At 38.6% G+C, this 26,447-nt stretch carries 24 protein-coding genes and 1 riboswitch; of the genes, 20 read left to right on the top strand and 4 right to left on the bottom strand.

What is annotated here, in order from left to right:
- Positions 1 to 51: 51 nt before the first annotated feature.
- The 5 genes from putP (at position 52) to COJ96_RS15415 (ending at position 6,534) form a co-directional block, all read left to right on the top strand.
- The gene (putP, locus tag COJ96_RS15435) at positions 52 to 1,515 is read left to right on the top strand and encodes a sodium/proline symporter PutP (protein ID WP_098574703.1); all 1,464 of its coding nucleotides are present in this window, start codon (positions 52 to 54) and stop codon (positions 1,513 to 1,515) included.
- A 228-nt stretch (positions 1,516 to 1,743) separates the two neighbouring features.
- Positions 1,744 to 3,438, top strand: a complete 1,695-nt coding sequence (locus COJ96_RS15430; protein WP_098574702.1) for a sigma-54 interaction domain-containing protein — start codon at positions 1,744 to 1,746, stop codon at positions 3,436 to 3,438.
- A gap of 84 nt (positions 3,439 to 3,522) precedes the next feature.
- Positions 3,523 to 4,329 carry a hypothetical protein gene (locus tag COJ96_RS15425; protein ID WP_098574701.1) on the top strand — a complete coding sequence of 269 codons (807 nt, stop codon included), beginning with the start codon at positions 3,523 to 3,525 and terminating at the stop codon, positions 4,327 to 4,329.
- 203 nt (positions 4,330 to 4,532) lie between these two features.
- A complete protein-coding gene (locus COJ96_RS15420) occupies positions 4,533 to 5,258 on the top strand; it encodes a YwaF family protein (protein ID WP_098574700.1) in 726 nt (241 codons plus the stop codon).
- Positions 5,259 to 5,415: 157 nt separating this feature from the next.
- Positions 5,416 to 6,534, top strand: coding sequence for a mechanosensitive ion channel family protein (locus COJ96_RS15415; protein WP_257148531.1), 1,119 nt, complete (start codon positions 5,416 to 5,418; stop codon positions 6,532 to 6,534).
- 110 nt (positions 6,535 to 6,644) lie between these two features.
- On the opposite strand, the gene COJ96_RS15410 is transcribed toward COJ96_RS15415, so the two are convergent.
- Positions 6,645 to 7,892 carry a hypothetical protein gene (locus COJ96_RS15410; protein ID WP_142333010.1) on the bottom strand — a complete coding sequence of 416 codons (1,248 nt, stop codon included), beginning with the start codon at positions 7,890 to 7,892 and terminating at the stop codon, positions 6,645 to 6,647.
- 260 nt (positions 7,893 to 8,152) lie between these two features.
- Here COJ96_RS15410 and COJ96_RS15405 point away from each other — a divergent pair, with 260 nt between their 5' ends.
- From COJ96_RS15405 to COJ96_RS15385, 5 genes are all read left to right on the top strand, one after another.
- Positions 8,153 to 9,814 (top strand): sensor histidine kinase, encoded by a 1,662-nt coding sequence (locus COJ96_RS15405; RefSeq protein ID WP_098574698.1) that lies wholly within the window; start codon positions 8,153 to 8,155, stop codon positions 9,812 to 9,814.
- Positions 9,811 to 10,590: a LytR/AlgR family response regulator transcription factor gene (locus COJ96_RS15400; RefSeq protein ID WP_098574697.1), complete on the top strand. Its 780-nt coding sequence runs from the start codon at positions 9,811 to 9,813 to the stop codon at positions 10,588 to 10,590. Before COJ96_RS15405 ends, COJ96_RS15400 begins: the two co-directional genes overlap by 4 nt.
- Positions 10,591 to 10,738: 148 nt before the next feature.
- Positions 10,739 to 11,986: an L-lactate MFS transporter gene (locus COJ96_RS15395; protein ID WP_098574696.1), complete on the top strand. Its 1,248-nt coding sequence runs from the start codon at positions 10,739 to 10,741 to the stop codon at positions 11,984 to 11,986.
- Positions 11,987 to 12,154: 168 nt separating this feature from the next.
- Positions 12,155 to 12,373 (top strand): DUF1540 domain-containing protein, encoded by a 219-nt coding sequence (locus COJ96_RS15390; protein WP_098574695.1) that lies wholly within the window; start codon positions 12,155 to 12,157, stop codon positions 12,371 to 12,373.
- Positions 12,374 to 12,536: 163 nt separating this feature from the next.
- Positions 12,537 to 13,004, top strand: coding sequence for a Gmad2 immunoglobulin-like domain-containing protein (locus COJ96_RS15385; protein ID WP_180230131.1), 468 nt, complete (start codon positions 12,537 to 12,539; stop codon positions 13,002 to 13,004).
- Between the two features lie 19 nt (positions 13,005 to 13,023).
- Here the strand turns inward: COJ96_RS15385 and COJ96_RS15380 are convergent, their stop codons facing one another.
- Complete coding sequence (locus COJ96_RS15380; protein ID WP_257148530.1) at positions 13,024 to 13,446, bottom strand: ribosomal maturation YjgA family protein; 423 nt, start codon at positions 13,444 to 13,446, stop codon at positions 13,024 to 13,026.
- Between the two features lie 213 nt (positions 13,447 to 13,659).
- On the opposite strand from COJ96_RS15380, the gene COJ96_RS15375 reads away from it, so the two are divergent.
- From COJ96_RS15375 to COJ96_RS15340, 8 genes are all read left to right on the top strand, one after another.
- Positions 13,660 to 14,484, top strand: a complete 825-nt coding sequence (locus tag COJ96_RS15375; protein ID WP_098574693.1) for a GNAT family N-acetyltransferase — start codon at positions 13,660 to 13,662, stop codon at positions 14,482 to 14,484.
- Positions 14,485 to 14,716: 232 nt separating this feature from the next.
- Complete coding sequence (locus COJ96_RS15370; protein WP_098574692.1) at positions 14,717 to 14,917, top strand: hypothetical protein; 201 nt, start codon at positions 14,717 to 14,719, stop codon at positions 14,915 to 14,917.
- A gap of 466 nt (positions 14,918 to 15,383) precedes the next feature.
- A complete protein-coding gene (locus tag COJ96_RS15365) occupies positions 15,384 to 16,067 on the top strand; it encodes a CoA transferase subunit A (RefSeq protein WP_373561705.1) in 684 nt (227 codons plus the stop codon).
- A gap of 15 nt (positions 16,068 to 16,082) precedes the next feature.
- Positions 16,083 to 16,742, top strand: a complete 660-nt coding sequence (locus COJ96_RS15360; protein ID WP_098574690.1) for a 3-oxoacid CoA-transferase subunit B — start codon at positions 16,083 to 16,085, stop codon at positions 16,740 to 16,742.
- A gap of 38 nt (positions 16,743 to 16,780) precedes the next feature.
- Positions 16,781 to 18,310: a tannase/feruloyl esterase family alpha/beta hydrolase gene (locus tag COJ96_RS15355; protein ID WP_098574758.1), complete on the top strand. Its 1,530-nt coding sequence runs from the start codon at positions 16,781 to 16,783 to the stop codon at positions 18,308 to 18,310.
- Positions 18,311 to 18,397: 87 nt separating this feature from the next.
- Positions 18,398 to 19,390 carry a LysM peptidoglycan-binding domain-containing protein gene (locus COJ96_RS15350; protein ID WP_098574689.1) on the top strand — a complete coding sequence of 331 codons (993 nt, stop codon included), beginning with the start codon at positions 18,398 to 18,400 and terminating at the stop codon, positions 19,388 to 19,390.
- A 200-nt stretch (positions 19,391 to 19,590) separates the two neighbouring features.
- Positions 19,591 to 19,694: riboswitch (purine riboswitch) on the top strand.
- Between the two features lie 186 nt (positions 19,695 to 19,880).
- Positions 19,881 to 20,759 (top strand): 5'-methylthioadenosine/S-adenosylhomocysteine nucleosidase, encoded by an 879-nt coding sequence (locus COJ96_RS15345; RefSeq protein WP_098574688.1) that lies wholly within the window; start codon positions 19,881 to 19,883, stop codon positions 20,757 to 20,759.
- A gap of 210 nt (positions 20,760 to 20,969) precedes the next feature.
- A complete protein-coding gene (locus COJ96_RS15340; protein WP_098574687.1) occupies positions 20,970 to 22,130 on the top strand; it encodes a DUF4317 domain-containing protein in 1,161 nt (386 codons plus the stop codon).
- A gap of 105 nt (positions 22,131 to 22,235) precedes the next feature.
- Here COJ96_RS15340 and COJ96_RS15335 read toward each other — a convergent pair whose 3' ends face one another.
- Both COJ96_RS15335 and COJ96_RS15330 read right to left on the bottom strand, forming a co-directional pair.
- Entirely contained in the window at positions 22,236 to 23,222 is a 987-nt protein-coding gene (locus tag COJ96_RS15335) for an inorganic phosphate transporter (protein WP_098574686.1), read from the bottom strand.
- A 54-nt stretch (positions 23,223 to 23,276) separates the two neighbouring features.
- Positions 23,277 to 23,891 (bottom strand): DUF47 domain-containing protein, encoded by a 615-nt coding sequence (locus COJ96_RS15330; protein WP_098574685.1) that lies wholly within the window; start codon positions 23,889 to 23,891, stop codon positions 23,277 to 23,279.
- A gap of 198 nt (positions 23,892 to 24,089) precedes the next feature.
- Here COJ96_RS15330 and COJ96_RS15325 point away from each other — a divergent pair, with 198 nt between their 5' ends.
- Together COJ96_RS15325 and COJ96_RS15320 are read left to right on the top strand one after the other, a co-directional pair.
- Positions 24,090 to 25,499: a GH1 family beta-glucosidase gene (locus COJ96_RS15325; protein ID WP_098574684.1), complete on the top strand. Its 1,410-nt coding sequence runs from the start codon at positions 24,090 to 24,092 to the stop codon at positions 25,497 to 25,499.
- A gap of 434 nt (positions 25,500 to 25,933) precedes the next feature.
- Positions 25,934 to 26,410 carry a hypothetical protein gene (locus COJ96_RS15320; protein ID WP_098574683.1) on the top strand — a complete coding sequence of 159 codons (477 nt, stop codon included), beginning with the start codon at positions 25,934 to 25,936 and terminating at the stop codon, positions 26,408 to 26,410.
- Positions 26,411 to 26,447: the final 37 nt, after the last annotated feature.

Raw genomic sequence — 26,447 nt, 5'->3', positions numbered from 1 at the left:
ATTTTATTGTAAGCGCTTCATAGGATTCAAAAACAGAATGGGGGATGGGCTTTGAATATACAGATTCTAATTTCTATCGGTATTTATATGGCAGGTATGCTGATCATTGGTTATTTTGCATACAAACGTACGTCTAATCTTGAAGATTATATGTTAGGCGGAAGAGGTCTGGGGCCTGCTGTTACTGCACTAAGTGCAGGGGCGTCTGATATGAGCGGCTGGCTCCTAATGGGTCTTCCTGGGGCCATGTTTTCTCAAGGGTTGAGTGCCTCATGGATCGCCATTGGTTTAACCATAGGGGCCTATATAAACTGGCTTTATGTAGCACCGCAGTTAAGAACCTATACAGAGAACGCCAACAATTCGATGACCATTCCTGCGTTCCTGGAGAATCGTTTTGCAGATGGTTCAAATCTGCTTCGTTTGACCTCTGGACTCATCATTATTGTCTTTTTTACTTTCTATGTATCATCGGGAATGGTTTCAGGCGGGGTTCTGTTTGAATCAACCTTTAATCTGCATTACCAAGCAGGGCTATGGATTATCGCTGCTGTCGTAATTGCATATACTTTATTTGGCGGCTTTTTGGCTGTAAGCTGGACCGATTTTGTACAAGGTTTAATTATGGTTACTGCACTTATTTTGGTCCCAATTGTAACTATTATGGAAGTCGGCGGCATTGGTCCCGCATTTCAGGAAATAAAGGGAATCGATCCGAAGTTATTTGATATTTTTAAAGGGACTACCGTGTTAGGCATTGTTTCCTTGATGGCGTGGGGGTTGGGTTACTTTGGCCAGCCTCATATCATTGTCCGCTTTATGGCGATTTCGTCCGTGAAAGAAATTAAAAAAGCAAGACAAATTGGTATGGGCTGGATGATTTTTTCGGTTGGTGGTGCGATGTTTACCGGTTTCATCGGTTTGGCCTTTTATTCTAAACAGGGACTCACACTAGCAGATCCTGAGACCGTCTTTATTGAACTAAGCCGCATTTTATTTCATCCATTAATTACTGGGTTTTTACTGGCTGCATTATTAGCTGCGGTTATGAGTACGATCTCATCCCAGCTTCTTGTGACCGCAAGTTCGCTGACCGAGGATGTGTATAAGACGTTCTTCCGCCGCTCAGCAACAGATAAAGAACTCATGATGATCAGCAGACTCTCTGTGCTAGTTGTTTCGATCATTGCTGTAGTCATAGCCTTTGATAAATATGGAACCATTTTATCGCTGGTCGGATACGCTTGGGCTGGCTTTGGAGCTTCGTTTGGTCCAGTTATTCTGATGAGCCTATACTGGAAACGGATGAACAGATGGGGTGCTCTTGCCGGAATGGTTGGCGGTGCCGTAACGGTCATCATATGGGCCAGTGTACCCGTATTAAAAAACAATTTATACGAAATTATCCCAGGATTTATTGTCGGTTTGGCAGCCATCTGGATCGTCAGCTTAATGACTCCCGAACCAAGTGAGCAATTACAAAGAGAATTTGATCAATATAAACACTCAGCATAACCTTTTAACACGTTGACCAAAAAGCCAAAATTTGATCATAGGGTTAAAGTGCATGTTGGTGAAAAAAAGCTGATACCCGAATTCAGTTTCGGGTTCAGCTTTTTTCATTCATGTTCATTCCTATCTGGAGAGTCCTAATCTATGGCACTTAAAAGGTCTGGTTTGCTAGAATAGGCGTTCAATTTATGATAATGTTAATGTGATAATAAAGCATGAAAGGATTTTAGTATGTTCAAAAGTGTTCAATTGATACTGGATGATTCCTTTACAATTGTTAATCAACATATACCATTACTAGATATTAAAGAGAAACTGAACGAGTACCATTTTGTTATTGTGTCAGGTGGAACATACTTGATCATTGCTAATTATGAAAAAAGCCTGATGGATTTAGGTGACGACTCGATACCCATTAATAATTGGCTAGAACAGCTTCACTGGCTGCCATCATCTGTCATTTCGGATGTCAATGGAGTCGATGGGCCGGTTGATTGGCGGAGGCCGGTTCTTGTAAAAGATGAAAAGGGGATTGTTGGGGTTCTTTCAGCTGAAAAGCGGATGGAAATGCTAGAAGAAGAAAACCGCCAGATTTCTGCTTATTTTCAGACCTTAGCAGAAACGATTAATGAATCAGTCACAGCGGTCGATCAGGTGGGACGCGTGGTCTATTGGAATACAACAGCGGAGGAAACCTATAAGATTAAAAAAGAGTACATCCTTGGAAAAAAAATAGGGGAGCACTTTCGTGATGAATCGATTGTCCTGCACCGAATTTTAAATGAGGGACGGCCGGTAAGAGGGCAATATCATCGACCTGATAAGGATACACATGTTCTCATTAACGCTTCACCCATCATCATCGAAAATAAGATTATTGGCGGAGTCGCGACCGAACAGAATATCACGAATATTATCCGACTAAACGAAGAATTGGATTCCAATTCTTCCGTGCTTGTTCAAAAAAACAGTCCCTTTTCAACCATGGTAAGTGAGAGTCCTAAATTTCAGGAAGCGTTGAAGATTGCGCAAAAGGTTGCCCATGCGGATATTCCGATTCACTTAACAGGGGAACCTGGATCTGGAAAGGAAATGTTAGCACAAGCGATTCATTATGGAGGCACAAAGGCCGAAGGGCCATTTATTACCCTAAACTGTTCTGTCATTCCTCCTGCTTTGTTGGAAATGGAACTTTTCGGTTTTCAAAAGGAAACCTTTACAGCGGAACAGCAAACCTTACAAATCGGTCGGATCGAGCAAGCTCTAGGCGGTACATTATTTATAGAAAATATTGACAAGATGCCGCTTCAGATTCAAGGAAAACTACTAAATTATATGGTCGATCACTGTTTTTACCGGGTCGGAGGAGTAGAGAAAATTACCTCACCAACCCGAATAATCACATCCACGTCAGAATCGATTGAAATACTCGTGAAAGAAGGACATTTCAACGAGCAGCTTTATTTTCATTTATCCGTTATTACCATTGATATCCCGCCCTTAAGAACTAGAAAAAAGGATATCGTTGCCCATATCCAGAACTATATTCTGGAATTCAGCTCTAAGTATAAAAAGCCAGTGCAGGAAATCTCTTCTGAAACCATGAACCTGTTGGTGAACTATGACTGGCCAGGTAATATCCGTGAACTTAGGAACACAATCGAACGTTTGGTTCTCCTTACTGACAAATCTGTCATTACCGATGAACATTTGCCTGATAATATGAAAAGTAAGTTAACCGTGAAACAAACTACCAGTCCAAAAGAAGAAATTGTTCATCTGGAAGATGTTCGAATAAATCCTGAAGTGATTGAGATTGAGGAAGCATTAAGAAAAACCTATGGAAATAAAAGCGCGGCGGCTAACCTTTTAGGTATTTCACGAGGGACATTGTATAACAAAATAAAAGAATATGGATTAAATTAAATGGAAAATACACCAACAATGGTGTATTTTTTCTTCAATCCACAGTGAAAGGTCATCAAGAAGAACTTATGGGAGGAGATTTATTTGACATTTATGCCAACAAAGCAACGTGATAAAGTAAGTTCTTATAAAAATCTTCGGTCGTTGTATGAGCAAAACATAACAGTGAACAGTATTTCTGAAACCATGGATACGTGTCATCTTACGGATGATGCTCAAATGATAAAAAACATGATGGATATGAAAGACTATGATGTGATGGGTGTGGAAGATCGTGGAGTGGTTATCGGTTATGTTATTAGAAATGAATTAACGGTAGGAATCTGTGAAGAGTATTACCGGAGTTTTAGTCCGACCGAGCTTGTCTCGGAATCCACACCATTAATTGATACTTTATTTTTTTTAAAAGAGAAAGAGCGAGTATTTATCCTGGAAGGGAATAGGGTAACAAAAGTAGTAACGCTGGCAGATCTCCAAAAACCACCGATTCGAATGTTATTATTTGGGCTGATTACCTTGTTAGAGATGCACTTATATCGAATTATTAATGATTTTTTCCCTGATAATACCTGGAAAAAACATTTAAGTGGCCATCGAATTCAATTAGCTGAAGAATTATTTTCACTTAGAAAGTCACGGAACGAAGCCATTCAATTATGTGATTGCCTACAAATTTGTGATAAACGAGACATCGTCCTGAATGAGAATCCGTTACGGGAACTTTTAGGGATTAAATCAAAGAGCAAAGGGAAAACATACTTTAAACAATTAGAGGGTTTACGAAACAACTTAGCACATGCCCAGAACTTGACGACACAAAATTCTTGGGATGAGCTGTTCTTAGTACTTGAACAGACTGAGAACTTATTAGGAGCTTGCGAAAAGATATGAGGAAGGATCACTACTACAGAAAGTGTAAGAAAAAATAAGAGAAAAAGGGTTGGTGCCTGGTTCTAAAGGTACCAACTTTTTTGTGTATCGAGTCACTTGATCTAATCGGTTCGAACTAAAGAAAATCGTGTCAGATTTTTCGGTAAATGAATACTATTTAGAATAGCAGCATTTCAATGTACAGGGAGAGGTGTGATGGCATCATGTTTTCTGCTACAGGAATGCAGGGATTCAAGATGTTTTCAACAGTCCACATTGTTACGTTAGTATTATTCTTCGCTGCATGTGGTGCATTGGTGTATTTCAGAAATCAACAGAAGCGATACCAACTGGTCATCAAATGGTCCTTGTTTATACTTTTGCCAACCTGTGAGATTTCTTTGCAATTATGGTTAATACTTACCCAACAATGGGCTGTGAGTAATCTTCCATTACAACTGTGTTCTATTAGTTCATTTTTGGCGATGTTTTTATTCTTGAAAAGGAACAAAAAAGTGTTTTATTTGTTGTATTTTTTTGGTACATTAACCCCCATTTTAGCAATGGTTACACCTGAAATGACCTACAATTTCCCACATTTTCGCTATATTGAATACTTCCTTCATCATTCCGTTATTCCGTTAGCCGCCTTTTACTTTATTCTTTTTGAAGATTATAGGGTACCGATGAAAGCAATGATTTCTAGTTTCTTAACCGTGAACCTGATCGCTGTCCCCATCTTTTTCTTAAATCTGCTGCTTGGCACCAACTTTTTCTACTTAGCGAGTCCAACAGAAGCCAAAACGATCCTCACTTTTTTCGGCAATGGAATTATGTATTATATAAATCTCGAGATTGCCGCCCTGATTGTCTTTTTCATTACGTATCTTCCAATAGGTATTTTACAACGGATTGAAAATAAAAAAAGCGTTTCGGTAAAACAAAATTAATCAAAAGGCGATAAAGATGGAGGCACCGTTCTTCATCTTTTTTATTTTCTTCCAATCTAAGACTATAGTTGTATTTAAAAATTTTGTGGAAGCAGTTATTATATGAAAATGTAATTCTGCAAAAAATATATCGTAAAAAGAGAGAAGGTATTTTAGAATGTCTTTTGGTTCATTTGTCATGGCTTTTTCAATGGCGGGATTAGACTATGACATGTTAAAAAATTTAGGAATTTCTATTGGTATTTTGGTATTATTTATCCTTTTTAGAAACATATTTACAAAGTATGTATTTCAGTTGATTGTAAAATTATCTCGGAAAACACCAACTGATGTTTTTACTAAAATTTGTTTAGGATTTGAACGTCCTTTGGGATGGTTCTTTATCATTATAGGTTTGTATTTAGCCATGGATTATTTCCCGTTTATCGAACAGCATAATACGTTATTTTTAAAATTCCTCCGTTCTATGGTTATCGTATTAATTACTTGGGGCTTGTTTAACTTGTCATCTCCAACTGAGGGTATTTTAATAAGTGTTAATCAAAAGATCAACAATAAGATTGATTTAATTCTATTACCGTTCATTTCAAGGACGATCCGCGTCATCATCATTGCCATCAGCATTAGTATTATTGGCCAAGAGTTTGATTATGACGTCAACGGATTGGTGGCTGGTCTAGGGCTAGGGGGTCTAGCCTTTGCTTTAGCTGCAAAAGAAGCGGTAGGAAATCTAATAGGCGGAATCGTCATTGTCACTGAAAAACCTTTTTCGATTGGAGATTGGATCTTAACACCTAGTGTCGAAGGGATTGTCGAAGATATTAATTTCAGAAGCACGAAAATTCGTACGTTTAGTCAGGCGCTAGTTACCGTTCCCAATGCAACACTTGCCAATGAAGCCATTACCAACTGGAGTCGAATGGGGAAGAGAAAAATTTCTTTTCACTTAGGACTTAACTATCAAACGACGAAAGAACAAATTCAACGAGTGGTTAAACGGATTGAACATTTATTAACCACACATGAAGAAATCCATCCTGATACGATTATGGTTGCATTTGATCATTATAATGAGAGTAGTCTCGATATTCTTATCTACTTCTTTACGAATTCTACTGTCTGGGCAGAGCACGTTAAAATTAAACATGAAATCAATTTAGCCATTATGGCGATATTAGAGGAAGAGGGAGTAGACATAGCGTTTCCAAGTCGAACCATTTATGTAACTCCAAAATCAAATGAAGAATTATTCCAAACAATGGGTTCATTTGATTGAAAATCGATGGATAGTAACATAGAAGAAGAAAGACCAAATGATGGTCTTTCTTTTTTGTAATGTGTGAGAGTGATTAATTCCAAATATTTCAAAACAAAAGGAATAAAGGTTTAATTTTGGGTATTGTTTGAATATTTTCTTATAAACTTTTTCATTAGAGTAATTAGAACTGCTAGATCAATTAGCATGTCTTCACCAGTTGTTACTTTTGTAGTTTCCATTGTGTATAGAGGAGTTTCTAGATCACTTTCATCCTCTCCAACAGGTGTTTCTTGCGAAGTTTCCCATGTGGATAGTGGAATGGATAAATCACTTTCATCCTCAAATACAGGTATTACTTGCGAAGCTTCCAGTGCCGAGAGTGGAATGGCTAGATTACTTTCATCCTCTACAATAGGCATTACTTTAGAAGTTTCTATTGTGGCCAATGGAATGGAAAGACTACCGTTATCCTCATCAATAGGTGCTCCTTGCGAAGTTTCCATTGTGGATAATGGAATGGAAAGACTATCGTCATCCTCATCAATACGTTCTCCTTGCGGAGTTTCCATTGTGGATAATGGAATGGAAAGACTATCGTCATCCTCATCAATAGGTTCTCCTTCTGATGTTTCCATTGTGGCCAATGGAATGGAAAGACTACCGTCATCCTCTCCAACAGGCGTTCCTTGCGAAGTTTCAGTTGTGAATTTAGGCAATGATTGATTCATTTCAGCCTCTTCAATATCTATTTCAAACGAAATTCCCGTTATGGATAATGGATTTGCTATATTCGTTTCCGCATCATTATCCGTTGTTTTTTGCGAAGATCTCTTATTGCGGTTTTTCTTATTTTTATTTTTATTTTTGTTTTTTTGACTGTTATTTTTTTTATTTTGACTGCTATTACTTGATTTTCCTTCTCTTTGTTGTGATTGTTGTGTATAAGTGTTTTCACTATTGGTCTTTTGAATTTTTAAACCATAGCTAATACTTTTAATATGGTACATGGAAAGACGAACGAGTTCCTGACCATTGATTAAAAAAATAGAATCATTATCTGCATTTGCGAGTACTCCCTCTATGGTCTCAGGGCCGCCACGATTAATTTTAATCCATTTGTATTTCATTGAGCCAAGCAGTTCTTGGAGATTAGCCCCTTTTATAAATGTTAAATTTTCAGGTAGGTCTATGTCGAAAGACATACTCTCTTTTATGTTATCTGTAAAACTTTTAATATGATTCGTATTGTAGTAAACAATTCCATCATCTTCGGTGAGAATGGTGATATGATCGTCGCCGGTATCCATTAACATCCCAATTTTGGATTCAGGTCCTCCTCTACCAATCTTGATTACTTTGCCAATGAACTTTTTCATGATGTCTCTATCCATAAAAATTCTCCCCTTACATTCCACAATTAAATTTATACTGCATGTATATGTATCACGGGAAGACGTTGTCCTAATAAAAAAGCCTGTTTATATTTCTCAAGAGAAAAATAGGCAAGCTGTTAAGAATGGATAGAACTGGGTGATTTCATTACATTCCATTTTTTCCTTTTCGAAACCAGCTAGTAGTATAATATTGAAGTTATGGATGAGGTTTTTAGAAAACATACAGAAGAAGGGAACGTTAAATGAACACATCATTAGAAATGCTTATTGATTTATTTGAACGGGCGGCTTTACTCTTGATTTGCCTATTCTTTATGATACGAATCCCACGATTTAAGGAATCGCTTCAAAAAGACCAGCATTCTGCCACAGAGCGTTTTGTCATTACACTTGTGTTTTGCTTATTTGCCATATTTGGTACGTATTCCGGGATCAATGTGGAAGGTTCACTGGTGAATGTCAGGATTATTGCGGTGGTTTCGGGTGGAATTTTATTTGGACCATGGGTAGGAATTATTACCGGTATTGTGTCAGGAGTCCATCGATATGTCATTGATATTGGTGGGATCACTTCCATCCCGTGCCTAATTACGAGCATTTTTGCAGGGATTGTTTCGGGGTATATTAATCGAAGCGTGAAACGGTCTTTGCGCTGGATTTATGGAATAGCAGCCGGAATGTTGTCGGAAATTTTGACCATGGTGTTAATCCTAGTGATGGCAAATCCGTACGAACTAGGTTTGGACATTGTTTCAAAAATCGCCTTCCCGATGATTATTGGAGAGGTCAACATTGGTTTAATTGTTTTGCTTGTGATGAGCGTTGAAGGTGAAAAGGAAATGATTGCGGCGAGACAGGCGAAGTTAGCATTGGATATCGCGAACAAGACACTTCCCTACTTTCGGTCGATTAATTCGGATTCCTTGACAGAAATTTGTCGTATTATTAAAGATGATATCAAGGCCGACGCGGTAGCGATAACCGATACCCATAACGTGCTCACCTATGTGGGCTTTGGAGAAGAACGATATGTCATTGGGCAGGAAATCATTAGTGATTTGACCAAAGAGGCCATTCACAGTGGGAAATTTATCATTCGGAATCAAGTTCAGGATCACCATACACCGCAAATTCACTCGCTGCTCATTGTTCCTTTTGAGGAGCATGGTGAGGTGACAGGCACCCTTAAAATCTATTACCGGAAAGCTTATAAAATGACCTATTCACTGCAGACAATGGCGATCGGATTATCGCAAATCATCTCCACACTAATGGAGGTTTCCCGGATTGAACAAATTAGGGAAGCTGCGAACAAGGCTGAATTAAAGGCATTGCAAACAAAAATTAATCCGCATTTTTTGTTTAATGCCCTCAATGCCATTGCCTCCACCACACGCAAAAATCCGGACAAGGCGCGTGAGCTAATTATTAATCTTTCTGGCTATATGCGTTACAATTTAGAAGTTAGTGATGAATTGATTGATATCCATAAAGAATTAGCACAAGTCCGAGATTACGTGGAAATAGAAAAGGCGCGTTTTGGGAGCCGATTAACAGTGGAATATGAGGTAGATGATGTAAATGTGTACATACCAAGTCTTCTTATTCAGCCTCTAGTCGAAAATGCCATTATCCATGGAGTCTTAAAGATAAAAGGACCCGGAAAGGTAACTATTTCGGTCAAGAATTTGGAAAACAAAGTAAGAATTAGTGTGAAAGATACCGGGGCCGGAATTAGCGAGGATGCCATTCATCATTTGCTCCATGATAATGTACCGGCCAACAAAATTGGCTTGTATAATGTTCACCAGCGAGTGAAACTCATTTATGGACATGGACTGGTCATTCACCGACTGTCACCTGGAACAGAAGTCTTTTTTGATATAGTAAAGGAGAACCTATGAGAGCAATTATTGTCGAGGATGAAATCCCTGCACGTGAAGAACTGGAGTATTTAGTTGAAGCCTATAGTAAAATTGAAGTGACCCATACTTTTGATGATGGCTTAGATGTATTAAAATTTTTGCAGGAGAATGAAACAGATGTCATTTTTCTAGATATTAATATTCCTTCCCTTAATGGGATGTTGTTAGCGAGTACTATCAGTAAATTTTCAAAAAGGCCATATATTGTCTTTACTACAGCTTATAAAGAGCATGCTGCCCAAGCTTTTGAACTTGAAGCTTTTGACTATATTTTAAAGCCCTATGATGAGAAGCGGATTGCCGCGATGTTAAGCAGATTGGAATCTGCTTTTAAACGAGATCACGCTGAAACATTGCTCCCGGAGGGAACACTCGTGTCTCATCCGTATCCGCTGGGAAAGCAAAGGGAAAACCCCTCACAGGCGTCTAATCGAATCAATTTGAAAAAGAACGATAAAATTATCGTAACAGACGCCAATGATATCTATTACGCGATTGCTAGTGAAAAAGTGACATTGGTGTATACGAAAGAGGAGGAGTACATCATGCCGATGAGCATCTCGGAATTTGACGCACTTTTACCAGAGAACCTATTCTTTCGATGTCATCGTTCTTATACGATTAACTTGACCAAAATCCGCGAAATCGTTCCATGGTTTAATCAAACCTATATGCTTCGTTTAAAAGGTCTTTCTGAGGAAATTCCGGTCAGTAGAAGTAAGGTGAAAGCGTTTCGACAAATTATGCATCTATAACCGCCATTCATTCCGAATAATAGGCATCTCATTCTGAAACCGATTTCTTTCTCTTTTTCGATGCTATGATGATGATGTAAACAAAATCAATTAAAGATTATTAAATGTAACATTATCATTTTTACATGGAAGAAAAGAGGAGATCGCAATGAAATCAAGAACAGATCGTCGATGGCTGATCGTGTTAGGAACGATTATTGTACAGATGGGTTTAGGTACCATTTATACGTGGAGTCTTTTTAACCAGCCGTTAGTAGAACTCTTTCATTGGAAGTTAAATTCAGTTGCTATTACGTTTTCTATTACCAGCTTCGCCTTGGCATTCTCTACGTTGTTTGCTGGAAAGCTGCAGGATAAATGGGGGCTTCGCCGTTTAATTGGTGTTGCAGGCTTTGTACTAGGAGCAGGATTAATTCTTAGTTCCCAAGTATCATCTTTATGGATGCTTTATATTTTAGTTGGTGTTGTCGTTGGGGCAGCAGACGGTACAGCTTATATTACGTCATTATCAAATTTAATTAAGTGGTTTCCAGAGAGAAAAGGACTTATTTCAGGAATTTCTGTTGGTGCGTACGGTACGGGAAGTTTGTTATTCAAATTTATAAACGGTTCACTGATTCAATCCGTTGGTGTGTCTCAAGCCTTTTTTTACTGGGGATTAATCGTCATGATATTAGTTGTGGGTGGTTCATTCCTAGTACGAGAAGCAAAAATGGGTCAAGCAGTGCAAACCCTTAGTGACAGCGTTCAAAAAGATTTCACTGTGAAAGAAATGCTTAAAACCAAGCAAGCTTATCTATTATTTGTCATTTTCTTCACTGCGTGTATGAGTGGATTATTCTTAATTGGAATCGTGAAGGATATTGGAGTGAGAATGGCTGGACTTGATGTGGAAGCGGCTAGTAATGCTGTGGCATTAGTTGCTATCTTTAATACAAGCGGTCGTATCATTCTCGGGGCCTTATCGGATAAAGTCGGTCGTTTAAGAGTGGTCTCATTTGCCCTTCTTGTAACTGCAGCAGCTGTGACCGTATTAAGCTTTGTCCAACTTAATTATGCCTTGTTCTTTGCCTGTGTTGCTGGGATTGCCTTCTGTTTTGGCGGGAATATTACGATCTTCCCGGCTATTGTCGCTGATTTCTTTGGCTTGAAAAATCAAAGCAAAAATTACGGCATCATTTATCAAGGTTTCGGAATTGGAGCCATTTCTGGATCATTTATTGCTTCTGCCTTAGGTGGTTTTATTCCTACATTTAAGCTTATAGCGGTACTGAGCGTTGTATCCTTACTCATCGCCATGACCATTAAGGCACCAAATGTTGGAAATCCAAAAACGAAGGAAAAAACCAATCATGGGAAAGTTCACAATCTTTCACCAGAGACACGAGCAAGTTAATAGTGAACGTTATTAAAAGGAGGCAGCGAACCCAAAGGGGTCGTTGCCTTTCTTGTTATCTTGGAAAAATGTCTCCATTTCATTAGAGTAAAAAATAATCCAGTGAATGAAAAAATTGTTTTTACAAAATATAAAAAAGCAACAGTTCATTAACTAGGAGGTTCGACAATGCCTAAAGTTGAAGTATCTTGTTCAATAGCCAACTGTTCGTTTTATGGTGAAGGTAATGTATGTACAGCGGATAAAATTATGGTTGAAATTGATAACCATGCCCGCTATGATACAGAGTTTTCTTCCGAATTAGGTGAAAAGAATCATGTGGATACGGCAGGTACCTCAGCCGAAACCTGTTGTAAAACCTTCAAACCAAAAAGCAAAAATAGTTAACTTCTTCTGTTGTAAAAAAGACGGACTTGGGCTTCCCAAAAGGAAGAACCAGCTCCGTCTATTTTTTATTGGTTTGTTTATTTATAATTATTTTTCCAGCACACAGGATTATTCAAAAAATAATAAAATATAATAAATGAAAAGAAAAAATAGGCGGGATAACATGATGAAAATGATGGCTTATTTGATCGCTGTATTGTTGGTTTCAATGGGATTAGCTGCTTGTACTTCACAACAGGATGTGGAAAGTGAAAAACCACCCGTAACAGTACCAGATGGAGAAAATCCGTCAAATCCCAATGGACCTGTTTCAGAGGAACCGGAGGAAGAAGTATATCACAATGAAGTCTTTAAAGATGTCGTCGTTACAGAAAAGGCTGATACAATCCTTGTAACAGGGAAAGCCCAAGTCTTTGAAGGGGTCTTTCAATATGCTCTATATGATGGAGAAAAAGTCGTTAAAGAAGGAAACTACCAAACAGAGGGCGCGCCAGCTTGGGGTGAATTTGAAATCACATTTGCCAAGGAGTTAGTATCTACAACTACAGGTAAATTAGAATTATTTGTATATTCCGCAAAAGATGGTTCAAAAATAAATACGTTAGAAATTCCCATAGCATTAGGTAACTAAGGCTATGGGATTTCTAAGATTAACGTTTTTTTGCACTAAGGGTCATTTTATCTATTACAGCAGCCACCATAATCCCAATTGCATACCGAATCAAATCCACTGTAAGAAAACCTTGACCAAGTATTAACGCTCCAATCAATGTACCGCGCAGATGATTAATCCATTCTGCTTGATAGAGTTGACTGAATTCGATGCCATAACTGAATAATAAACTAAGGATGATGGCTGTTAGGAGGCTCTTTCGCACCAGCAAGAAACGAAATCCGAAATAAACCATCATCGCCCACAGTGCATCCCCGGCATTCTCCGCAACAAGGATCGGAAGCAGTTGAGAGAATTTTCTTGAGGCCAGGCCAAGTATGATGGTGAGAATAACAGCGAACACATAACCCAACCTCATGTAAGATGATTTATTAGATTTTTGATGGTGGTCACTAGTCATACGAATCACTCTTTTCTTCTCATACCTTTTAGGTTGAATATACTTGTATTTTTGGATTGTAGCAATGAAAAAAAGAGTTTAATAAATGAGAGCCATTCATAAGAATTAAGCTGCCATCTCGGTGGCTTTTTTTATATAAGAATATATTAAAAGAAGGAATGACAACCCACAATCAAGAATAGAAATAGGTGAAGATGAACAGGGGTGAAATGAATGCTTACACGTGAAGATCTATTGGAAATTAAAGAGCTTCAGGGGGGTTGTGAAGAAGAGGGTGGATTCAACCTGAAGCTAAATTTTGATATGCTTGAAAATCGGATTGGAAAACAAAAAAAAGACTTATTTCATTATGAAGACGGGAAGCTTGTCGGCTTTCTTGGCATCTATGGTTTTGGAGATAAAGTAGAAATATGTGGAATGGTGCACCCCGATTACCGAAGAAGAGGAATTTTTTCTGAGTTGATGGAAAGGGGCCTGCTAGAGTCCGAAAAACGATATCCTACGATTTTGTTAAATGCTCCAACAAAATCTCAATCAGCCAAGCAGTTTTTGAAAAGCGTTCCATGTGCTTTTTCGATTGCTGAGTATCAAATGAAATGGCAGGAAACGCAATTGTCTGAGGACCCGACTGTTACATTGCGTCCGTCAATTTCTCCAGAGGATTGGGAAGCCGAAATCCAACTTGATTTTTTAGGGTTCGGAATCAACGAAGAGGCGGCACGAGCGTTTAACCAAACGATTAGGGAAACCAGCGGTGACGAACGTTTCATAATTGAAGCGGAAGGAAAAACTGCCGGAAAAATACGCGTTTCCGAATCGAATGGTGAAGCTTGGATCTATGGTTTTGCCATTTTTCCTGAACTCCAGGGAAAGGGGATTGGAAGAAAAGCCTTATCGAATGTAGTTATTAGGGAGCATCAAAAAGGATTACCTATTTTTCTCGAGGTAGAGGCTAAAAATGCCAATGCGCTTAGGCTCTATGAATCATGTGGATTTAGAAGCTACCATTCTCAAGATTACTATTTATATGAAAAGTAATTTCAAGTAAAACATAGTGGAATTTTAAAGAAAGATGCTCTGTATTGCATCTTTTTTTATGGAACTTATTAGATTGTTGATTTTCAAATTCGCTCATTGAAGTCCGAAATTGGCTCAAAAGCTCAACAATGATGATTATTTAACAATAAATTTACATAGAATTTTTAAAGGGTTTCATTCATTTTTGCCTAATTCTATACGTAAGAAATAATAAAGGGAGGAATTGGAGAGAATGAAACGACAAAAAACCTTTTTTATTTTTAAAGATTTAATATTTGAAGTTAAAAAGCCCGAAATTACACTCAAACAAATCAGAGTTTCAGAGATTAAATTTGAAAATGAGGAGTATAAAGCACTTCGCAAAAAATTCGATGAAGATCTGTTTACGATAGAAAAAAAACCTGAGGGTTGGTTTATTAGGGAGAAAGAGTAAGACCTTCTCGTTTGAGGAGGTTTTTTCATGTAAGGATATCACAATTACGCTAAAAAAGGGTTAGTCTCTCATTCCTTTGAGGGACTAACCCTTTTTTGGTATCTTCGAAAATGGTTTAGTGGTACTCTTTTCCGGAAGAACGGAAAATTCCTGTTTCTCGGAAAAGGGACATAGATATAATTCCGAAAAAGCGGAAAATATTTATTTTATTTAACCAAGAATGTGAAAGTACTTAAGGACTTCTTCCCTTATTCCTTCATTCTGAATAATAAAATAGATTTGGCATAAAACTTGCTTCTTAAATGAGTATCATCGATTTTATAGAATAGGAGGTTAGAAAATTGTAAACGTTTTCTGTGAATTGGTTGTTCCAATCATATATGTCGATAAAGGAATGCCTTATTGGAATGTTCAGCAGGCATGATTCTATAAAAAAGGAGAAACGAGCATGAAGAATGGGAAAATAATGGATTCGTTTGATCAAGCCATCGAGGATATCCATGACGGAGCCACGATTATTGTCGGAGGATTCGGTCTATGCGGGATCCCTGAAAAGGCGATTCTGGCTTTAAGAGATAAAGGAGTTAAAGACTTAACGATTGTCAGTAATAATTGTGGTGTCGACGATTGGGGACTCGGACTTTTGCTTGCGAATAAACAAATTAAAAAAATGATTTCTTCCTACGTGGGTGAGAACAAGATTTTTGAACGCCAATTTTTAAGCGGCGAATTAGAAGTGGAACTCGTGCCACAAGGTACCCTGGCAGAACGAATCCGTGCAGGAGGAGCTGGTATTCCTGGATTTTATACTGCGACAGGGGTTGGAACTCCGATCGCCGAAGGAAAGGAACACAAAAATTTTGACGGAAAAACCTATATCCTTGAAAAAGCAATTGTTGGCGACTTTTCCTTAGTAAAGGCGTGGAGAGCGGATTCGCTAGGGAATTTAGTTTACCACAAAACAGCTAGAAATTTTAATCCGTTGGCAGCAATGGCTGGAAAAATCACGATTGCAGAAGTAGAAGAAATTGTCGGTGCAGGTGAGTTAAATCCCGACCACATTCATACACCAAGCGTGTATGTTCAGCGACTTTTAGCAGGGGAAGGTTATGAAAAGAGAATTGAGAGACGGACGGTTATTCAAGCATAAGGAGGAGAATTTTCAATGGATGTACGTCAAAGGATTATCAAGCGGGCAGTGCAGGAAATAAAAGATGGGATGAATGTCAATTTGGGTATTGGAATACCGACGCTTTTAGCAAATGAAATACCTGCTGAATACAGCGTTTTGCTTCAATCGGAAAATGGTCTTTTGGGGATCGGGCCCTATCCGGATGAGGAACAAGTGGATCCTGATTTAATCAACGCTGGGAAAGAAACAGTGACAGCAGTGAATGGCGCCTCTTATTTTGATAGTGCCGAGTCCTTTGCTATGATCCGCGGCGGCCATATTGATTTAGCCATTCTTGGCGGTATGGAGGTTTCAGAAAACGGTGATCTTGCCAACTGGATGATTCCAGGGAAAATGGTAAAGGGTATGGGCGGAGCGATGGACCTTGTCAATGGGGCAAAGCGCATTGTTGTGATTATGGAACATGTCAATAAATATGGCGAGTCTAAAATTAAGGAAGAATGCACCCTGCCTTTAACAGGGAAAGGGGTTGTCCATCGCTTAATCACTGAGTTAGCTGTCTTTGATTTTACGCCTGAAGGAATGGTCTTAGTGGAAACTCAAGAAGGAGTTAGCCTTGAGGAAGTTAAGGGAAAAACAGAAGCTTCATTTACAATTTGTCCGGAATTGCTCGTTAACTCTGTATCTGTGTAAATCAAAAATCAGAATTAAGAATCGGAGGGGATTTTTTGGTGAAACGTAAACTCTTAGCGATAGCTGCTGCCTCTGCTTTAATGTTTCCGCTTGTTCCTCAAACATATTTGCAAAAAAATGTTTCCGCATCGAATTCTCCTGTGGTACCGGGGGCACAAGAAGTTACGGTGAGCAAATATGATGGGACAAACGGAAACTGGTTAACAACAAGAAATCCGTCTCAATATGCTGCTGCCACTGTCTTTGGGAATATAGGGCTCGCTCCTTATAATTGGGGGAATAAGGAAGAGGGAACAGGTTGGCATCGCATGTACAACCCTGCGTCAGTAAGCGGCGTTCAAGTCAACGGTATGTTTGACGATGCCAAATTTGTCATTCGTGTACCAGACAACTGGAATGGGAAATTAGTTGTAGGGGGAATCCCTGCAACTCGAAATGAAACGGCGACTGATTTACTGTTTAGTGATTATGTTTTAGCAAAAGGTTATGCGTTTGCGGCAACAGATAAAGGGACACAAGGGGAAATGGACACTAACGATCCATTCGCCAAAGCCAAGAACGCCTTAGCTGCAGAGGATGACAGCATCTTGGAATGGAATCAGCGCTTTCGCCAATTGACCATTGCAGCGCAAAAATACTTAATTGAAAATTATCGGGATCAACTGATTAAAGAGAAAGATCGGAAAAATCCAGCCAGCAAATTGATAACAAAAAAACACAAAGTGCCTACCTATGCGATGGGAATTTCAAATGGCGGTTATGTCGTCCGTTATGCATTGGAACACGACGGTCCAGATAAGACCGGGGAACCTGCACTATATGATGGCGGAGTGGATTGGGAAGGCGTGTTATGGCGTGCGAAGGATCCGAATTTAATTAGTTCGTTAACCCCAGTCGTTAATCATGCGGAGAAAGCCCTTTACGGTACGGGTAAAGAAAAGCAAACGGCAATGAAAGAAATGTATAAAGCTGGTTTACCTAGAGGCTCTGAAAAACTGTGGAGTTATCATGATCAAGTCTACTGGTTCCTCACCTTAAATATTTATCGGGATGAACTTGACCCAACCGCACCTAACCAAATTGACTGGAGAAACTATTTGAATTATAAGCTGGATGGTACTCGTGATCGAACTTACGATAACATTTTTAAAGATTACAATTATATGTTACGCCCAAGCGCAGTCAAACAAAATGTAAAAGCAATTGAAAATACGGGCGATATTGATGTGCCGTTGATTAGTATAACTGGTTCATGGGACTCATTAATTTTTCCGTCCATCCATGCGGATGCTTACGACAAGCTAGTAAACAAAGTCGGAAAGGGCAAATTACACAGACTCTATACCGTTGAAAAAGGAAACCATGTCGACAGCTTGGTCTGGAACAATCCAACGGATCCGAATAAAGAGCTCCAGCCATTGCTTCCGTATGCCCACCAAGCTTTTGACTTACTCGTGGACTGGGTGGAACATCATAAAAAGGCACCTAAAAGTAAAGTCATTCCATCCCCACAAGATCCTACAAAAGTATTAGATATTAAGACTGGTAAAGAAGTGAATCCGAAGTAAAAAGAACTACTTTCCAATCAGCGAAGAATAATCTCCACGCTATTCTGCAAACTATGAATGCAGAAATAGAGTGAAGGGATATCAAACATGAGAAAACATTTGGTGATTGTATGCAGTTTGTTGTTTATCATCCGATTTACTAGTATTCCTGCCCATGCCACTGAGTATAAGCCAAGAAATATATATGTTGTAAAGCAAGGCGATTCGTTGCCGCGAATCGCTGTTCAATTTGGAACCTCCGTCAATGACCTAAAAGGGGCCAATGGATTGCAGTCGAATTCAGTATTGGTTGGCCAAAAATTGTGGGTTCCAATCACGTATGAAGTGGTGGCTGGGGATACACTGAGAGGAATAGCGTCGGCATTCCATTCTTCTGTCCATCTTATTAAAGCCAAAAATCGACTTTCTACTGAACGACTGTTTATTGGGCAAATATTAAAGATCCCTCCTAAAAAAATGACGATGCAAGGGCAGCATATTTTGATGACACGGGAGGAATTTAGGGATTGGTTATTTCATGCACAGATTAAGAGGAAAGTGACGCTCATCCAACAGCATCACACCTGGCAGCCGTCTTACAAGCAATTTAATGGGTCCAATCATTTTCAGATGTTGATGGGAATGGAAAATTTCCACAAGCGAAAAATGGGCTGGAGTAATATTGCTCAAAATATTACCACCTTTCCGGATGGAAAAATAGCCGTTTCTAGACCCTTTAATATAGCCCCCGAAGGTACCATAGGGCCAAGGGCGAATGCCATAGGAATCGCAATTGAAAATGTTGGCAACTTCGATAAAGGTCATGATGTAATGACAGAGGCACAGAAGGAAACGATTGTGTATATTTCAGCGGCCCTGTCGATTAAATTCGGTCTGACGCCGTCCATTGACAGTATTACTTATCATCATTGGTGGGATCTACGAACGAAGGAACGAGTGCTGGACAGGGGTCCAAATTATAATGTAAAAACGTGCCCGGGAACTGGATTTTTCGGCGGGAATTCCACTGCCAGTGCTATTCATAACTTTTATCCGCTCGTTTCACGGAAGATGCAAGAAATATTAGCCTCAATTCATTAGAGAGAGTATTCATGAGGGCAAAATTGGTATATAGGATTTTGTCTTCGTGAACACGACTTGTGATTTTTCGCTGATCATTTATATGATTAGCCTCTTTTTTTTGTTAATAATCCAGAAAACACGAACATTAACATATTTTTTGTTGAAAATATTCACCTTTTTGTTGTCGATCCATAATAAGTTTGTTATATTAAAAAAGTAATAACTGACATATCCTTACTCGTATAGACTCGGAAATATGGTCTGAGTGTCTCTACCTGGTTCCCAATGAAAGAACTAGACTACGAGTTAAAGTATTCGGCTTCGATTAGACGTTTTTTGTGCCTTGGCCATTTATTAATTTAGCAAAGATTTATTTTTGTTGCTAGATTATCAATACTTTGACTTTCGTAGGTCTAGAAGGTAGATATCAATCTACATTTCTAGACCTTTTTCTTTGGACAAGGCTACCCGAGTAGATCAAACATCAAAAGAAATGGGAGAGGTTTTTATGAAAAACAAAAGCTTAAAGAAGTTCGTTCCATTAGCTGTTATTGCTGTACTATTCTTATCGCTCTTTGCATTCCGTAATTCTACTTTACTAGTAGAAGAAAAAGTAGAAGGGGCAGCAAGACCAATCCTCATTCAAGGCCCGATGCCTATTGAAGCCGAAAAGTTTGCACAAAAATTAGAAAAAGTGAAAGTGGAAAAGTCAGGAACGTTTGTCTTTTACAAAGGAAAGGTGAACAATTATCCAGTCATCGTTGCTAAAACAGGTAAAGGAATGGAAAATACAGCGGCTGCAACAGCATTAGCCATTGAAAAATACAATCCGATCGCGATTATTAATCAAGGGACTTCAGGTGGGCATGACCCAAGTTTGAACGTATTTGATATCGTTTTAGGAAAGAGAACAACAAATATTGGTTCGTTAAAAACAGGAAATATGGCAGAAAATGAAGGTATGGATCCATCGATTTGGAAGCCTATGGACTTGATGGCTTCTGAAGGAAGCGGGTCAGATCCGAATGCAGAAAAAGTTCGTTACTACTATGGCGACGAGAAGCTTCTTGCAGCAGCAAATGCCGTAAAAGATAAATACACCAAAGGTAAAGTGGTTGAAGGGACCATCGGTTCAGCAGATGTCTGGAACAATGAAGTCGATCGGATTAAATGGTTCCATACAAATTATGGTACATCTGTAGAGGAAATGGAGGGTGCGGCTGCAGCACAAATTGCTGATGCGTATGATGTCGCATTCTTGGGTATTCGCATTCTTTCTAATAATAAAACAAATGGCGGAGCATACAACCCCAATACAGCTGAGGCTAATCAAGACTATGTTTACGAAGTGGTTAAAAAGTATATTGCAACAGTGCAAAAAAAATAATACGGTTTTAAATTAAGAACGCACATTTGGCTGGTCCAAAATGTGCGTTTTCTTTTCTTGATTTTTAAACGCTAATGTTTCTTAAATTAAAGATATTCAAGTCTATTGGTGATTTCATTCATTAATTTTCCAAAATCGTTAACCCATGAAGTTGTATGTATTTCTATTTTTGTGTCTGCACAGTATAATCAGGGATGGGAGTTGAGATAGATGAATAAAAACGACGTCGCTGCTATTCGCAAGCAATTTAAATTAAATAATGATCTCTTGGCCATTCATGAAATCTACAATGTCTATGTTCAGAAAGAATCAGGTGAGATTTATCATCACGTTTGTCAACCGTTTCAAATGTTAGAACTGGAAACACAAGAATTGTTTTTAGGAAATTTTAAAAAGGTTTTGACCGGTCAACTTGATTCCAAACTGTTCGAGCTAAAATTCCAGCGTGATGCTGAAGACAGCACTCAGTCGATTCTCTATGATGGGTTACAGGCTGACACAACCGAAGATTGGCTGGAATACATGTTCGCTATGGTTGGAAAAATGTTTGCTCATACGGTGTATGAATTTGATACGGTCGTGACGTTTATCCGCGGAGAATATCGTAAACCGACGAGGAAGCGGGATTCAGAATCAGAAGAAGGCGGGGATGACGAAGTCTATTCCAACCATTTTATTCTTTGCAGTCTTAATAGAACGGATCAGCCGAAAAAGGCCTTGCTATTTGATTATGTCGAGAAAGAATTTAAATCGAATACGGTCTTTGATCCAATCATTAATTTGCAATCTCCAATGTCTGGCTTTCTTTTCCCTGCATTTAATGACAATTCTTCAGACGTAAACCATATTCTTTATTGTGCGGGGAAAGCCAATGAACCGGATTTTACGTTTATTGAACAGGTCCTTAATTGTGAGGAAATCATCACGGCAGACGAAGATAAAGATGGTTTTGAACTAATTTTAAAAAAAGTAATTGGGGATCAAGTGGATTCCAAAGTCATTTCCAATGTTTATGAGGAAATTGATAAAGTGATCCAAGAGAATGAAGAAAACGAAGAAAGTGCAGCCCCTATGTTGGATTATAAAGACATTGGACGCATCTTAGAAGTAAGCGGGGTCGAAAACGTAGATACTGCCCAAGTGGAACATGCCTTTAAAGATGTGCTGGCAGACGAAACCCATGAGTTCAAAGCGAGCAATTTAATTCCTAAAAAGATAAAGATCGATACAAATGTGGCAAATTTATCTATCGACCCAAAAGACCTTAAAAACATAAAATATATTATGTATCAAGGAAAACGATGCTTATTGTTGGAAATCGATGAAGATGTCATCGTGGAAGGATTTCGACTAGAAACAGAAACATTGTAGCTTTATAGGGACAGGCTCCTTAAACTTTAAAAAAGAGAGTCAAAAACAACTGATTTTCAATTGTTTTTGGCCTCTCTTTTTATGTTTACAATAATTGATATATTCTTATATGAAAAGTTTTAATACCATCATTACCAACCCGGCTATCAATGCTGATATAGGCAATGTAATCACCCACGTTGTAACAATTCGTATCGCGACTCCCCAGTTCACACCCTTAAACCGCTTGGACGATCCCACGCCTAATATCGCAGATGAAGACACATGTGTCGTTGATACGGGGAGTCCAAACATGGTTGCCCCTTGTAAAACGGCAAATGAGGTTAAATCTGCGGCAAATCCATTGATTGGTTTTACTTTGAAGATTTTTTTAGCAACGGTTTTAATAATCCGCATTCCACCAATCATGGTACCAAGACCGATAGTACCAGCACAGAGGACTTGTACCCAAAACGGGACATCCAATGTCGATTGGAATCCGCCTGCCACCAAAGCGAAGACAATGATCCCCATCGTTTTTTGGCCATCGTTTCCTCCGTGAGAAAATGCCGCTAGCCCAGAGGCGATGATTTGGAATCCCCGAAAACCTCTCGTTGCCCGATATGGATTGGCATTCTTAAAGATAATCGCTAATATTTTCATGATGATAAATCCAACACCAAATGCTAAAAAGGGCGAAATGATTAGGGCTTTAATAATATCGGTGAATCCTTCCCAGTTTATTGCATCAAAACCGGATCCAAATATAACTGCTCCTGCCACTGAACCGATTAACGTATGGGAAGATGAAGAAGGAATCCCATAGTACCAGGTTAAAAGGTTCCAAAAAATCGCGGCAATCAGTGCAGCAATGACGATTAACAATCCATTATCAATTTGAAAAGGATCGGCAATCTTTCCGCCTATTGATTTCGCAACCGCTTGTGAAGTTAAAGCACCGACAAAGTTTAAGGCGCCTGCATAAAAAACAGCAAATCTTGGTGATAGGGCCTTTGTAGAAACTGACATCGCAATTGCGTTAGCGGTATCATGGAAACCATTAATGAATTCGAAGATTAACGCAAGTATAAGGATGATAACGATAATCGTCATTTATTCCTCCAAAATGGACTGACTTGAATTTACTAAGTTTTATCAGGAAGGTGATTATGCATTTTTCATGATAATACTTTCCAATGTATTGGCGACGACTTGACAGAAGTCTGCAATGTTTTCAAGTTCTTCATAGATTTCTTTATATTGAATAATACGAATCGGATCTTTTTCATTTGCAAACAAATGTGTAATGGATTCTCGTAATATAGCATCGCATTTCGATTCCAAATCTTTTATGGTAATGGCATGCTCCCTCATGTTTTGTAATTTCTTTGATGCCAACATTTCAACAGCTGTTTCAATTTCAACCGTACAGCTTTGGATGGCTTCAACAAACCGAAGCATATAATCATCAGCATTAATAATTGAATACATTTCAAACAAGGCAGCAGTATGTTCTAAGCCATCTAAAACATCATCCATGCTCATTGTCAGTGTTAAAATATCCTCACGTTCGATAACGGTGATAAAAGCATTATGTAAATCTTTGATCACCTCATGGACTAAAGAATCCCCGTTGTTTTCATAATCCTTCATTTTTTCGGAAAAAATCTTCAGGTCACTCACATTTTTCAGTTTATAATCAGCGAAATAGTTTGCACTTTCTTTTAAATTCGTCGCAATATTTCCCAAATATACGGCAAACTTGTCTTTTTTTCTTGCCATACTATGACCTCCACTTTTCTGTTAATTATACAAATATAATATTTCCTAATTGAGCTCTACCATTCAAAGTAAATTACAATAGCTTAATCAGCAATTAATTAGAATGAAATTGCATTAAAGTATTCCATTACAGTAGATACTATCTTTGGGTTTTATCAGATTTCTGTAGTCATATTTTTGAGGAAAGGAGGGTATAAAATGAAGTTTCCACATGATTTTTTATTCGGAGCTGCCTCTGCTTCGTATCAAATAGAAGGTGCATGGAATGAAGATGGGAAAGGTGTTACCAATTGGGATGTCTTTTCGAAGATTCCAGGGAAAACTTATGAGGGGACGAACGGAGATGTAGCGATTGATCATTATCATCGTTACAAAGAAGATATTAAATTAATGGCAGAGATGGGGCTTGAATCGTACCGGTTTTCGATTTCTTGGGCGAGGATATTACCAACAGGGGACGGCGACGTTAATGAAAAGGGCTTGGAATTTTATAATAATATCATTAATGAATGTTTAAAGTATGGAATCGTTCCTTTTGTTACCCTGTATCATTGGGATTTGCCATTGACGCTCGAAGAAGATGGAGGATGGACGAATAAACGAACAGCAGAAGCTTTTGTGAAGTATGCAGAAGTGTGTTATCAGGCATTCGGGGATCGTGTCAAACATTGGATTACCTTTAATGAAACAGTGATGTTTACAGGATTAGGCTATTTAAAAGGAGCACATCCACCTGGAATTCAAAATGATGAGAAAAAATACTTCCAAGCAACGCATTATGTGTTTTATGCCCATGCGAAAGCGGTTGAAGTTTATAAGGAACTGAATCAGTACGGAGAGATCGGGATTACCCATGTGTTCTTACCTGCCTTCAGTGTCGATAATCAATCTGAGAATGTATTGGCAGCAAGACATGCCAATGAATATGAAACTTTTTGGTTCTATGACCCTATTTTAAAAGGAGAATATCCGTCCTATGTGGTTGAGCAGTTAGAGAAGAAGGGCTGGACACCAATCTGGACAGAAGAAGAGCTAAATGCGTTAAAACGAAATGCAAGTAAAAATGATTTTATTGGACTTAATTACTATCAGCCAATCCGAGTGGAAAAAAATCATGAAACTCCATCATCGTTGGAACACTCACGAGAATCCTCTACTTTAGCACCAGGAAACCCGTCTTTTGATTATTTTTATCGAACTGTGAAAATGGAGGATAAAACCTATACAAAATGGGGCTGGGAAATCTCGCCGGAAGGATTCTTAGACGGCCTGCATATGCTAAAAGACCGTTATGGTGATATTAAAATGTATGTCACTGAAAATGGCCTGGGTGATGAAGATCCGATCATCGAGGGTGAAATTGTTGATGTGCCACGGATAAAATATATTGAGGAACATTTAAAAGTGGTTAAGCGTGCGATGAAAGAAGGCATCCATCTTAAAGGGTATTATGCCTGGTCTGTGATTGATCTTTTGAGCTGGTTAAATGGGTATAAAAAACAATACGGATTTATTTACGTGGATCATAAGGATCACTTAAACCGAAAGAAAAAGCTTTCATTCCATTGGTATAAGCATATTATTGAAACTCGGGGAGAAGAGTTGTAGAGAAAAGAATCCCTTGATTCTTTAATAGTTAACCAGCAAAAGAAATAAGCGGAGAATTTCCGGTTAAATGGGGAATGGAGCTCGTTTCGGGGTAAATAAGCGGAGTTTTTCCTGTTATGCAAAGAAAAATCTCACTTTTTCAAATTTTTTGAGTAAATAGGCGGAATCTCTCCGCCTATTTATGCCCTTTTTAATGATAATTACGAATTAAGCGGAATTTTTCCGTCTATTTATCAGATCGGGGCCTCACATGTCTTTTAATAAGAGAGCACCCACAAAGAACCTCTTGAATTGTTTTTTACTTACTTCGTATGTGACATGCGCCCTTCATCATACATTTTTAAATAGGGATCTTAAAAACGGATTTCACTAGTATAACGCACCTGCTATAAGAAACTGAGGGAAGGAAAATGAAAACATAGGAGGGGCTGAGTATGAAATTCACGATCCAGTATATTCCTCTAACCAAGATCAAGCCAGATTTATCGATGAAAATTACAGAGCATCTTAAGAGACTGCAGAGAGTCATGTGGGATTGCATGTTTGTTTTGGTTGTCAAAAAAAATCGCAAAGATGGCAATTATATTATTGTTAGCGGGCAAGATCGATTCGAATCCCTTAAGAAACATACGAAAAATATTTACGCTCCCTGTATAGTCGATAAAAGCAGTAGTTCCACTGGAATGTTCTCGTGGTTTCATCGATTCCGTAACAAACAACCCCTGGATGACTTTCCTTTAATGCCGGCCAGCTGGTCAATCGTCCGCTCATTTTTAAAGCAAGAACCTCGTTTTAAACAACTATCGCGGTCCGAACAAATCCGAGTTCTTTTTATTGCTGCGCATTACAAGAAAACCGTTATTTATTCCATGAGAACCACCGTGAATGAGATTCTAAGAAGTAAAAATTGATTCCCACAACAAAAAACAAGCCCGATTTTGCTTCGTG

The organism is Bacillus sp. AFS073361 (genome assembly GCF_002567005.1).
In the GTDB taxonomy this organism is placed as follows: Bacteria; Bacillota; Bacilli; order Bacillales; family Cytobacillaceae; genus Neobacillus.
Note: the sequence above shows the minus strand (reverse complement) of the source record. Positions and strands in the feature narration are given on the sequence as shown.

Bases quoted from the DNA above. Each gene is read 5' to 3' on its own strand.
- COJ96_RS15430 (WP_098574702.1), top strand. From the start codon at position 1,744: ATGTTCAAAAGTGTTCAATTGATACTGGATGATTCCTTTACAATTGTT.
- COJ96_RS15420 (WP_098574700.1), top strand. From the start codon at position 4,533: ATGTTTTCTGCTACAGGAATGCAGGGATTCAAGATGTTTTCAACAGTC.
- COJ96_RS15415 (WP_257148531.1), top strand. From the start codon at position 5,416: ATGTCTTTTGGTTCATTTGTCATGGCTTTTTCAATGGCGGGATTAGAC.
- COJ96_RS15410 (WP_142333010.1), bottom strand. From the start codon at position 7,892: ATGAAAAAGTTCATTGGCAAAGTAATCAAGATTGGTAGAGGAGGACCT.
- COJ96_RS15405 (WP_098574698.1), top strand. From the start codon at position 8,153: ATGAACACATCATTAGAAATGCTTATTGATTTATTTGAACGGGCGGCT.
- COJ96_RS15400 (WP_098574697.1), top strand. From the start codon at position 9,811: ATGAGAGCAATTATTGTCGAGGATGAAATCCCTGCACGTGAAGAACTG.
- COJ96_RS15395 (WP_098574696.1), top strand. From the start codon at position 10,739: ATGAAATCAAGAACAGATCGTCGATGGCTGATCGTGTTAGGAACGATT.
- COJ96_RS15390 (WP_098574695.1), top strand. From the start codon at position 12,155: ATGCCTAAAGTTGAAGTATCTTGTTCAATAGCCAACTGTTCGTTTTAT.
- COJ96_RS15385 (WP_180230131.1), top strand. From the start codon at position 12,537: ATGATGAAAATGATGGCTTATTTGATCGCTGTATTGTTGGTTTCAATG.
- COJ96_RS15380 (WP_257148530.1), bottom strand. From the start codon at position 13,446: ATGACTAGTGACCACCATCAAAAATCTAATAAATCATCTTACATGAGG.
- COJ96_RS15375 (WP_098574693.1), top strand. From the start codon at position 13,660: ATGCTTACACGTGAAGATCTATTGGAAATTAAAGAGCTTCAGGGGGGT.
- COJ96_RS15370 (WP_098574692.1), top strand. From the start codon at position 14,717: ATGAAACGACAAAAAACCTTTTTTATTTTTAAAGATTTAATATTTGAA.
- COJ96_RS15365 (WP_373561705.1), top strand. From the start codon at position 15,384: ATGGATTCGTTTGATCAAGCCATCGAGGATATCCATGACGGAGCCACG.
- COJ96_RS15360 (WP_098574690.1), top strand. From the start codon at position 16,083: ATGGATGTACGTCAAAGGATTATCAAGCGGGCAGTGCAGGAAATAAAA.
- COJ96_RS15350 (WP_098574689.1), top strand. From the start codon at position 18,398: ATGAGAAAACATTTGGTGATTGTATGCAGTTTGTTGTTTATCATCCGA.
- COJ96_RS15345 (WP_098574688.1), top strand. From the start codon at position 19,881: ATGAAAAACAAAAGCTTAAAGAAGTTCGTTCCATTAGCTGTTATTGCT.
- COJ96_RS15340 (WP_098574687.1), top strand. From the start codon at position 20,970: ATGAATAAAAACGACGTCGCTGCTATTCGCAAGCAATTTAAATTAAAT.
- COJ96_RS15335 (WP_098574686.1), bottom strand. From the start codon at position 23,222: ATGACGATTATCGTTATCATCCTTATACTTGCGTTAATCTTCGAATTC.
- COJ96_RS15330 (WP_098574685.1), bottom strand. From the start codon at position 23,891: ATGGCAAGAAAAAAAGACAAGTTTGCCGTATATTTGGGAAATATTGCG.
- COJ96_RS15325 (WP_098574684.1), top strand. From the start codon at position 24,090: ATGAAGTTTCCACATGATTTTTTATTCGGAGCTGCCTCTGCTTCGTAT.
- COJ96_RS15320 (WP_098574683.1), top strand. From the start codon at position 25,934: ATGAAATTCACGATCCAGTATATTCCTCTAACCAAGATCAAGCCAGAT.